General features: G+C 41.1%; 9 protein-coding genes. 6 read left to right on the forward strand and 3 right to left on the reverse strand.

Annotation, left to right across the window (positions count from 1 at the left end; genetic code table 11):
* Positions 1-165: 165 nt before the first annotated feature.
* On the reverse strand, positions 166-3,480 hold the full coding sequence (locus tag VSA01S_RS13570) for an Ig-like domain-containing protein (protein WP_039979938.1): 3,315 nt from the start codon (positions 3,478-3,480) through the stop codon (positions 166-168).
* Between the two features lie 647 nt (positions 3,481-4,127).
* On the opposite strand from VSA01S_RS13570, the gene azu reads away from it, so the two are divergent.
* Positions 4,128-4,580, forward strand: a complete 453-nt coding sequence (gene azu, locus VSA01S_RS13575) for an azurin (protein WP_039979937.1) — start codon at positions 4,128-4,130, stop codon at positions 4,578-4,580.
* Between the two features lie 371 nt (positions 4,581-4,951).
* Here azu and VSA01S_RS13580 read toward each other — a convergent pair whose 3' ends face one another.
* Both VSA01S_RS13580 and VSA01S_RS13585 read right to left on the reverse strand, forming a co-directional pair.
* Positions 4,952-5,800 carry a mechanosensitive ion channel family protein gene (locus VSA01S_RS13580; protein ID WP_039979936.1) on the reverse strand — a complete coding sequence of 283 codons (849 nt, stop codon included), beginning with the start codon at positions 5,798-5,800 and terminating at the stop codon, positions 4,952-4,954.
* 149 nt (positions 5,801-5,949) lie between these two features.
* Complete coding sequence (locus tag VSA01S_RS13585) at positions 5,950-6,150, reverse strand: restriction endonuclease subunit S (RefSeq protein WP_039979935.1); 201 nt, start codon at positions 6,148-6,150, stop codon at positions 5,950-5,952.
* Positions 6,151-6,567: 417 nt separating this feature from the next.
* Between VSA01S_RS13585 and VSA01S_RS13590 the strand changes: the two genes are divergently transcribed.
* From VSA01S_RS13590 to VSA01S_RS13610, 5 genes are all read left to right on the forward strand, one after another.
* Entirely contained in the window at positions 6,568-7,524 is a 957-nt protein-coding gene (locus VSA01S_RS13590) for an AAA family ATPase (RefSeq protein ID WP_039979933.1), read from the forward strand.
* A gap of 12 nt (positions 7,525-7,536) precedes the next feature.
* On the forward strand, positions 7,537-8,463 hold the full coding sequence (locus tag VSA01S_RS13595) for a DUF58 domain-containing protein (protein WP_039979932.1): 927 nt from the start codon (positions 7,537-7,539) through the stop codon (positions 8,461-8,463).
* A 40-nt stretch (positions 8,464-8,503) separates the two neighbouring features.
* Entirely contained in the window at positions 8,504-8,980 is a 477-nt protein-coding gene (locus tag VSA01S_RS13600; protein ID WP_039979980.1) for a DUF4381 domain-containing protein, read from the forward strand.
* Positions 8,973-9,977, forward strand: coding sequence for a vWA domain-containing protein (locus tag VSA01S_RS13605; RefSeq protein ID WP_050567275.1), 1,005 nt, complete (start codon positions 8,973-8,975; stop codon positions 9,975-9,977). The genes VSA01S_RS13600 and VSA01S_RS13605 overlap by 8 nt, the downstream gene beginning before the upstream one ends.
* The coding region (locus VSA01S_RS13610; RefSeq protein WP_147052710.1) for a vWA domain-containing protein at positions 9,970-11,382 on the forward strand (1,413 nt) is incomplete at its 3' end. The genes VSA01S_RS13605 and VSA01S_RS13610, both read left to right, overlap by 8 nt.

Here is an 11,382-nt window from a genome sequence, read left to right on the forward strand (position 1 = left end):
CAAAAACATATAAGCAACTGATTAAAAAGAAATTTTATAAATTAAGATTCAAATCATAATAGTCTATTACAAATATGTAATAAAAAATGGTTATAAAAAGTGGTGATAAAAAAGCCACCCTAGAAAATGGGTGGCTTGTTTTCTATCATTTACTTAACAGAGAGTTTACTGTGGATTAAGACCCAGTTTCTGCAGTACGAGCATGAAGTTTTCACGGCGCTCTTCTACGTTATGCACATCACCTGTAGAGCAGGTTAAATCAGGGCAACCACGGTTTACGATGCCAGAGACATCATCAATAAACTGCGATCCCGTCATGCCACTATCTACATATTTTTTCAGTTCAGCATGGTAATTCCAATCACTGTATGGACCATCTATATTGTTATATGCTTGTACAGACGTGACCCAATAGAACAAACCAGCGATCCATTTAATTTCTTTGTTTTCTTCAGAGCTACAGATCAGCCCAGGATTTGAACAAAAATCAAGATCAGCATAAAGTGGGTTTACTGGTGGAGCTTCAACCATTACACCATCAATTGTTTTACCAATAGTATCTGGATCAACATGCGAGCGTCCCAAATAATGGTTAAGTGTGCCGAAGTTTTGGCGTCCCGTCGTTTGAATGACACCACGTCCCCACCAACCACAACCTTCAACACTTTCTTGACTGCTGCCGTCCCAAATAAAGGTTCCCGCTTTTTGCCCAACATACACTCTACATTCATCACGTTCCCATACTTGCTTAGAAGTATCGACATTTTCTGGCACATCATTACAGTGACCATTATTCGTCCAACGCCCGACATGGCCATTGACCAATAAACCTCTTTCTTCTAATACAGTATCTGGTGCAGCAAAGACTGGTGCAGGCGCTCCGTACCACTTGGCATGGGTTAGAGCACTCACTTCCATTTTATTATCACGAGGACAAGAGTAAGCATAATCTAGACCTGAGACTGGGTTAACGCCATAATCTGCGTATTTCTGACCCAACTGACCACAACTTGCAGACATTGGGTAATCTGTTGGCGCACCATATCTGACTTCAGACCAGTTATTTTCATCACACGCGTTGTAGCGAATCGTCTCCTGCATACTTTGCGCGAGGAATGCTGCAATCGCGACTTTGGCATACTTGATATTGGTCGCATCATCAACGCTGCTGTCTAACAACCAGAATTTATTGCCTGCTACCCCGATATTGTGCATTGCATTCAAGCCATCGAGAAAGTCTGCCCACTTGTAAACTGTAGAAGGCTCCCATTGTGATTGTGGCGTTTCATATAAGAACGCTTCATTGTTCATCACATTTTCAACAGCGGCTAACTCTTGGTTAAGTGCCTCAATACTTGTTAACGCACCTTTCTCTAGCTCCTCTCCTACGTAATAAAGAGGTACTTTGGCATTTTGGTAACGAGCAATTTTACTGGATAACGCCTCTGAATCTTTATCAAATAACAGAGCGAAAACGTTACTGTATGCTGATTTACGAATTTTCTGTTCTGCCGTCGTTTGCCCCATAAAGTAATTTGCCGCTTGTTCAGTAGGAATGTTCGCCAGCATTGCTGGTGCTTCCACATAATCTGTAACTTGTTTTACATATTCTAATGCATTGTGCCACTGCTCACTGGTTAGCGCAGCTGTTGCACCAGATTTAGTAAAGGCCAAAAAGTCAGCTTTCGTTGTTGCATCAAGTTGATACAGTCCAAATTTACTCAATAATTCGGCGGTATAAACAGACGCAGCATCCCAAACAGACTGACGCCCAGAATGTGTATCAAAAGCAAAATCACCAATATTTAGCGACCAACCAAACTTAGCTTGTGGAGCTAGTGTAGTCAGGATTAAGTTATGTGCCTGAGCCCAACCTTTAACATCGTCACTAAGTGCATTCACCGCTGCACTATCAATCGAGCTACCTGTAAGAGTTAATGCATTTGTGAGCGCTTGCTTAACGGCAACCGAACCAATCGAGTTACCTTTGTCTTGAGTGACTTTATCCAACACGTCACTGCTTATAATTAGGGAAGACGTACCCGCATTTTCAGCCTGCTCGATAAGTTGCACAAATTGGTTGGTCAGTTGTTCGAGGTTTTTTAATTCAGATACTGGGCTTGTATTGAACGTCAATGTTGCGGGCGCCGCTGTTGATGGACTAGCGACAACGAAAGTATTTGGCCAACCAGCAACCTCTAAGCGAACAGGATCCATTGGATTTCGTAGAGACAGCAATGGCGCGGTGCCCGCTTCTGTTCCATCACAATTGAGGTGGTGTGTCCATGATTGATCGCTACCGGGAATAGTTTGTGTCCAACTCGCTGCTGAGTAAGCGATGTTTTTATGTACCATAATGTCACCAGCTTTCGCATGATCCCCACGTGTCCAATCTGGGTAAACATTAAACTCTGCACATAGGCCGTCTGGTGTTGGTGTGCTCGCTTCTTCAACACTGATACTGATTTGTGCTGTTGAAGATAAGTTTTGTGCATCCGTTGCTACCGCTTGTAAAGTAACATTACCGACATTGGTTGCATTCCATTGACAATTAAATTGTGTTGTTACTGTCGCGTCAAACTCACAAATAGCCGCATCATTGGCTTTTACAATGACTTGAGATAGATCATCATTTAAGTCAGAAGCTTGAACATTAATTTCTACCGCTTGATCTTTAATAACACTTGAACCGTTACTCGGTGTTGTAAATCTGACTTCTGGAGCAACTGGCTCCCCCGCCTCTTGAGCGGTTACATTTATTGCAACGGTTTGCTCTTGAACTAAACCAGAAACATCCTCAACGACGACCTTAATGGAATGAGCCCCTTCACCAACTGCACTCCAACTTGCTTGATAAGGCGATTGCGTAAGACTCGCAATTTGCGTACCGTCAACGAAAAACGTTGCCGATTTTACGCTCGTATTTGTTGCCTGAACATCGGCTAAAATAATGACCGTTTGTCCTTCAATAAATTCAGCGCCATTCGCAGGTGACGTTAATTGAAAAGACAATTCGGGATCACCACCAGTTCCACCTTCATCACTGGTTTCTAGTCGCATAGTGCTTTGTAAGAGATTTAGATCTAACACACCACTGACACCTAGAGTGAGTTGAATACTTTGTCCTACTGGTAACTGTGATTTGACCCAACTACCATTGTCAAAAGAAAGGTTTAATGTATTACGATGGGTTTGCCCTTGAGCAACACTAGAAAATTTTATGCTAGGGTAACTGATGCCTACAGCCGACCATGAAGGAGATGACAACGCTAAGTTTGAATCAAATACAATTTTTGATCCTCTTAACTCAACAGCAGTAGATCCATTATTGGTAAGGGTAACTGAGTAGTTATTCCACCATTGTCCCTCCGCACCTACTACTGCTGTATCAGTCACTATTGTAGAATATGCAGGAGATAGCCCCATCCCGATCGCAAGAGCTAGTGCACCTGGTACAAAAGCAAGTTTATTCTTTAGCATTTTAGCCTTCCATAATTATATAAGATTGATATAGCCAATTGACTTCATGGCGTCTCATAAAGAACATGCCATATTGGAGTCTGGGATGGCGCTATATTTATCCTTTTATTTTTTAATGACAATATATGGGTGTAACTAAATGTAATGGTGATAAAAGTGGAAACAACCTCTCAAATAAATGTGATTTTTCTATAATTCCTCAAAAAAACCAGAAGTATCAATAAATTTAATAAAAGTTGAGACTTTTAACTCACTTATCAACTTTAAAAGATCTCATGAATATCTAATATTTCTGGACAAAAAAGCATTAACCTGATTAGTAGCCATATAATAAAGGCAATTAAACAGGGAGGTGTTAGATAGCAGAAACATTCCTTACATATTTTTACAATACGGCATTATCCTTGAGTTTAATAGAAAATATATGCAATTGATATTTAAGGTAATAATATTCTCTTTAAACGCTAACTTGGAACATTAAGTTACTCCAAAACTCCTTCAGCAACTGATCATTACCGTGAATACAGAGTATAAATTTTGCAACAAACTGTTGTTTACTTTTTTTATGTATATCCTTTAGTTAAATTATTAACAATACCTTTTCGATTCAATCAGTTACTCAATTATCAATTATGGAGAATTAAGATATGCCTTTACGCACTATTTTAGCGATTACTTTTTGGGGAGTAAGCCTTAACGTACAAGCAAATGCGGATTGCGAAATTTCGATTGATGCTAATGATATTATGCAGTTTTCATCAAAGATTTTAAGCGTTCCAGTAAGTTGTAAAGAAGTGAAGTTAACGCTTAACCATACAGGTAAAATGCCAGCCCAATCGATGGGTCACAATATCGTTATTACCGATAGCGAAAATGTTCAAGCAGTTGGTACTGATGGTATGTCGGCTGGCTTTGAAAATAATTACCTTAAACCAGCTGATGATAGAGTCTATGCTTCTACTAAAGTTATTGGAGGTGGCGAAAGTACATCTGTTATTTTCAATACAGAAAAGATGTCGCCAGTCGGTGATTATACTTTCTTTTGCTCTTTTCCTGGGCATTGGGCAATTATGCAGGGTAAATTTGAGTTAACAAGTTAGGTAATGCATCAATAATTAGTTTGAAAAAACTCAATTATGGGGGGGCGGGGTACTTCCCCCATATGTAGATAAGCAAGCGAAGAGTTTAACCAGTATCTACTTAATTTACAGCCGCAAAAGTAAAAACCTGAACATGAAAATAACCTTGCACCTTATTAAGTGTTATGCCTTAAACTAACCCCTATTCTTTTAGAATTTCTACCTTTCAACAACCAATTTACAACGTGTGGTTGAGCGTAGTTTTGCTATCAGTACTACAGAGCATATCTGTCTTCGTTTTGAAGCTACTGATAGCAGCCTACATCATAGTAATACAACGATTCAAGGTTATATAATAAACGTAACTTAGCCACTATAGAAAATGTTAACCTTCAATGATTCTGGACTAGAGGAAAGCGCTGTTCATATAATTCCATAAAATCTTTCCGAATTAACTCTTCTAGATGATTAGCTTTATCTGTAGGGCAAAAAATCATAATATGAACAACCTGCTCTCCGTTTATGTTGCTGGAGATATGCACATGTGGTTCCGCTCCTGGCAAGTCAACACCTGCATGCTTTTCAATCATGGTATTATAACGGTGAGCAACATCACTAAAGTAACTACAATGCCCTTCTATCTTTTCCAGTAAATTAGGCAAGATAGGGTATAGGTTGACAAAATCTTTAACAACAATAGAAAAATTATGATAAACATAACGTTTCATGAAATTTAGATTTTTTACGGGGTAAGTAAAAAACATACTGTTAGGTAAGGTGGCTGTTTTGCCTGTATAATTATACTGTCCATGATGGAGGTCAATTTCTTGTATTACCGTCGCCATCATATTATGTTCAATAACCTCTCCACATAATTTACCGACTTCTATCCAATCACCTACACGAAAAGAGCGTGAGCTTGCTCTCTGAATAGAACCAGTAAAACACAGTATAATCTCTTTCGAAGCTACAACGATCGCAACAGCAATCGCTGTTACGCTCAAGGCAAACTCGCTAATTTCAGATTGCCAAAGAACAAAAAGAATGATGAGAGTGAAGACAAAGCTGCCGTTTTTAGTTCTCGACATCCAATTACGCTGACTTTCAGTAATAAAAGCATCCTCACCACGGATTTGGGATAAGATGATTCGACGAACAAGAGATATGACAAGCAAAATAAGTGCTGTCAGAATGACTTTGTGAGTGAATAAAAAATTCACGATTAACTGTAGTTTCTCCATATCTTAGCTTCCTACTTGCTTCAGATTGGTCGGCATTTGTTACTTGAGGTATTGCTTAACTCAATATTCTATGATTGCCTGTACTCGAAATAGAAATTTCGTAGAGATGAGAGTACTAAGGGAGCGACACCACTCCCTTTTATATTGCCTTAATGTATTGGTATAGCGTTTTTTTGATTAAACTGACCGAAATGTTGTTCTAGCACTTCTGGCGTCAATTTGCCTTCTGCTTCTAACTTCTTCAGTATTGAAACAATTTCCTTTTGCTCTTCCAAAGAAGGGAGTTTTACTTCTGTCTCTTGACTCGCTTCTTGAACAATCATCTCAAGTTCAGTTTCAAAATCTTTCATTATACTTACCTGCTGATTATGACCATACTGTTTTTAACAATGTCGTGCTTACCCAAATAGTTTCGTGGTGCTGTGCTCAGCTATACGAGTTTGTGTTGTTTGGAATCGAATTAGTGATACAGCTCCTAGTTACGCATATTAAGGGAAATTGAATATAATTCTATCCAACTCTCTTACTTGAAGCTATGCCGCATTACATCGAAATAAATGATATTTGTTAATATCATTCACTCAAATGACAATAGATATTTGCATTACAATAGCTTAGACAGTATAAATTCAACGCCCCCTAAGAAGCACTAAACATTTAAGTGCAAAAATTGACAATAATTTTCATTCAGTAAAGGGAACTTTTACCTTTATGAAAGTGACCAACGTTCAATGATAAAAATCGATGGATAACGCAGAGAGTATACAATGCATAAAACCAACTTTAACACTCTTCAACACTATCTAGAGTCCCAAATACTAGGGCAACCTAATTTAGTCAAACAATTACTCATTGCACTGCTTGCTGATGGGCATATCTTAGTTGAAGGCCCTCCTGGACTTGCTAAAACGAGAGCTGTCAAATCGCTATCCGATTGTGTTGAAGGTGACTTTCACCGTATTCAATTTACGCCCGATCTCCTTCCAGCAGACTTAACAGGGACTGATATTTTCCGTCCTGAAACGGGTGAATTCACCTTTCAATCTGGACCGATCTTTAATTCATTGATCCTTGCTGACGAAATCAACCGTGCACCAGCAAAAGTACAAGCTGCCATGTTAGAAGCCATGGCCGAAAAACAAGTCACAGCAGGCCGCAATACGTATGCGCTACCTGAGCTATTTTTAGTCATGGCAACACAAAACCCTATTGAGCAAGAAGGGACCTATCCATTGCCAGAAGCTCAGCTCGATCGCTTCTTACTGCATTTAGATGTGGATTACCCAGATGCTGAACATGAGTTGGCCATTCTGCGCATTAACCGTGGTGAAGCAAAAGGTGACACTGCGATTGAACGTCCAACTCTCACTCAACAAGATATTTTTACAGCGCGTAAAGAAGTCCTCAATATTCATATGGCAGACACCATTGAGCAGTATATCGTGCGTCTTGTAATGGCGACTCGTCAGCCTAGTGACTATGACTCAGATCTTGAAAATTGGCTATCAATGGGTGTCAGTCCACGTGCAACAATAGCACTCGATCGTTGTGCTCGTGCTCATGCATGGTTAAGTGGTCGCGACTTTGTTTCTCCTGAAGATGTTCAAGCGATGGCTTACCCCGTTCTTCGCCATCGCTTGCTGTTAAGCTACCACGCTCAAGCTGAGGGAGTGACAGCGAACCAAATTATCAGCAAGCTCCTAAACCTTGTAGGCAGCGCTTAAAAGGTGATAAACATGTCGATATCACATGCACTACCACCTCACACCAATGGGGTGGCCTTAACCCTAGAAGAGTTGCTTCAGTACCGGACCCAATCTGTGCGTTGGTTACCTCCTGCTCAAAGTATTTGGTCACAAATGAGCGGCAACCATACAAGTCGACAAAAAGGCCGCGGAATGGACTTCATGGAAGTCAGACAATACCAACCGGGTGACGATATCCGCAGTATTGATTGGCGGGTAACGGCAAGAACAGGCAAAGCTCATACAAAACTGTTTGCGGAAGATAAAGAACAAGCGGTCATCCTGTATATCGACTTGAGTCCAAGCTTATATTTTGGTTCTAAATATGTTCTTAAATCGGTTCAGTTAGCCCATTTCGCAAGTGTCATGATTTGGCTCACGTTAGCCAAAAAAGACCGAATTGGTGCGGTAATTGATGATGGACAGAAATGCTTGGAATTTCGCCCATCTTCGTTACAAAAGCAGGGGCTGAGGATTTTGGATGCAATCGTAAACACACACAACCAAATGCTCACGACTCAAGAAGCCAACCCTATTCGTCAGCAAAACTATCAGGCCGCAATTGAAACTTTGCATAATTTAACTCCCAAAGGTAGCGAAATTGTGATGCTGAGTGATTTCTCCCAAATGAAAGAGAGTGAGTTATTGCAATTGCGTCAACTTAGCCAACATAACAGCGTCAGAACCGTCCAGTTTTATGATCCATTAGAACATGGAGAAACAGCGTTTCGGGGACAAGCAAAAGCATCAGATGGACAACGTAGCCAGTGGTTTAACTTTGGTTCTAAGACTCAACGGCGAGCCTTAGAGTCCAATTTTATGACGCACCAAAAAGAAATCAAGCAACGTTGTCACTCTATGGCGATCCCTTTTCACGGTCTATCCAGTGGTTTACCTTTGATTCAGCAGCTAAGCTAACCATCGTTTACCCTATGGAGTATTAAAGTAATAATTCATGATGACAACAAATAATCCAAGCTTAGATTTAGCCCCTATTATCGTGCCAGAGTCTGTAAACTGGTTCCCTCTCGCATGGGGTTGGTGGATTATAATCAGTGGTGTTGTGTTTCTTTTCATCATCATCTCACTGTTTATAAAATCACGAGCGAAACAGCGACTGGCCAAAAAAACAGCCTTGCGTCTACTGACTAATCCAGATGTTTCACATACGCCTTCTTCTGCATTACAAGTGCTACGGCAAGTCACATTCAGTTACTTCCCCCGAGAAGAAGTTGCAGCATTAACGGGGAGCGCGTGGTATCAATTTCTGGATAGTTATAGCAAAGACTCTCGCTTCGTCGATAAACAACAACAATGGCAAGCTGCGTTGTATCAAAACTCTCAAACAGAGCAGGATCAAGAATTAATTGATGACTGTATTTTTTGGGTTAAAAACGCACTTCCAGTAAAGAAAAAGGCAAAAATACGTGACTGAGAACACTCTGATACCGAGTCTTGCACAATGGGCTAATATCGAGTTTATCTGGTGGTGGGCAATTTTCTTATTGCCTTTACCGTGGCTAGTTTATTGGCTCATTCCTGCAGAAACTCAGCAAGCTGAAATCAAACTTGCTTATTTACCGAACAGACAAGATGGCCAGAAGCCAAAGCAGCTTATCGCTAAGGGCTTATCTGCCTGTATCTGGATCTTACTTGTCGTGGCTTGCTCTAGGCCTGTTTGGTTTGGTGACCCTATTGAGTTTCAGCCCAAATATCGAGACATGATGCTTGTTGTCGATTTGTCTGGCTCAATGCAGCAGCAAGATATGAATTTAAATGGCGAATATATCGACCGCTTAAGTGCTGTCAAAAGTGTCTTGTCTGACTTTGTCGCCAAACGACAAGGTGATCGGCTCGGACTGGTTTTATTTGGTGATCATGCCTACCTGCAAACCCCCCTTACCGCTGATCGAAAAACAGTTATACAACAAATCAACCAAACTGTTATTGGCTTAGTCGGTGAACGAACAGCAATTGGTGATGGCATTGGCTTAGGAACCAAAACTTTTGTTGATGGTGATGCTCCCCAACGTGTCATGATTTTATTGAGTGATGGAAGTAATACCGCTGGCGTTTTAGATCCTGTGGAAGCGGCAGAAATCGCCAAGAAATACAACGCAACAATCTACACTGTCGGTGTTGGTGCGGGTGAAATGATGGTCAAAGAGTTTTTCATGACGCGTAAGGTCAACACCGCTGCCGATCTTGATGAAAAGACCCTGACTCAAATTGCTAAAATGACGGGAGGCCAATACTTCCGAGCTCGAGATACACAAGAGCTAGAAAAGATTTATGACACTATCAATCAGCTAGAGCCCGTCTCAAGTGACACACAAACTTGGCGGCCTCAATCAGAATGGTTCCCGTACCCACTGTTTGCCGCTCTACTCCTATCCGTGTTTTTATTTATTTTGAGGAGGAAACATGGCTGAGTTTACTTTTCTCTCGCCTTATTGGTTGTTAGGACTGATACTCATTCCTATCGTCATCGCGATAAATAGTCGCTATCAAATTCAGCGATCCTCACTGATTGCCCCTCACCTCGCTAAGGCTTTGGGTCAAGCCGTTAAGAAAAAGCATTACTCTGCTATATGGGCGGGGGCATGGATGATTACTTGCATCGCACTGTCTGGTCCAAGCTGGCAGGAGAACGCGTTACCTAGCTTTAAATTAGGTCAGAATCGAGTCTTAATTTTGGATATGTCTCGTTCAATGTACGCGACCGATATCAAACCAAACCGACTGACCCAGACTCGCTATAAAGCTCTTGACCTACTTCCCAAATGGAAGGAAGGCGCGACGGGGCTCGTTGCTTATGCTGGTGATGCCTATACTCTCAGTCCTCTAACGACAGACTCAAACACTCTGGCTGGCATTATTGAACATTTGTCTCCAGAATTAATGCCGTTTCAAGGTTCGAACCTAGCCTCTGCGATTAAAACTTCTCTGGAACAGTTGACTCAAGCCGGAGTTGATCAGGGTGATATTATTCTGTTAGCTGATGACTTAAGTGATCAGGAGCTCTCCGATTCACTCGCGCTACTTCAAGGTAAAAAAGTTCGAGTTTCTGTTCTTGCGATTGGTACAGCAGATGGCGCTCCAATCGCCCTTCCAGATGGCTCTTTGATGAGAAATCGTCAGGGTAATACTGTAATTGCTAAAACCAACCTCAAAAATTTACAAAAACTCGCCAGAGACACAGGTGGCTTATTTGTACCTATTCAACATAACAATCGTGATGTTGAAAATATTGCGGCTTTTACCAATTTAGCCAATGACAGTATGACCACAACTAAAAATGAAGATATGCAGACTAACTCACGTATCAATGATGGCTTTTGGTTACTGCCTATCCTACTGATACCAGCTGTTTTCTTGTTCCGTAAAGGAATGATATGGATGGTGTTTATCACGATTATGCCCTTTACCATGTCACACAAAGTACAAGCCAACCCATTCTTAAATCAAGATCAGCAAGGTCAACAGTGGTATCAGCAAGGAGAGTTTGAGAAAGCTCAGCAAACCTTTACTGACCCAACTTGGCAAGGTGCCGCAAGCTACCAAGCAGGAGACTACCAAGCTGCCATTAATTCCTTCAAAAACAATACAACGCTTGAAGGGCGTTATAACTTAGCCAATGCATTAGCCCAAAATGCTCAGTTACAAGACGCGGCGGACCTTTACAAACAACTACTTAAAGAGAAACCTGATTTTGAATCGGCAAAAAAGAATCTCGCTATTGTCGAAGAAAAACTTAAGGACCAGCAACAACAGCAACAGGACCAGCAACAACAGCAGCAGGACCAACAGCAACAACAGCAGGACCAGCAGCAACAA

This window comes from Vibrio sagamiensis NBRC 104589, assembly GCF_007990935.1.
GTDB classification, from domain to species: domain Bacteria; phylum Pseudomonadota; class Gammaproteobacteria; order Enterobacterales; family Vibrionaceae; genus Vibrio; species Vibrio sagamiensis.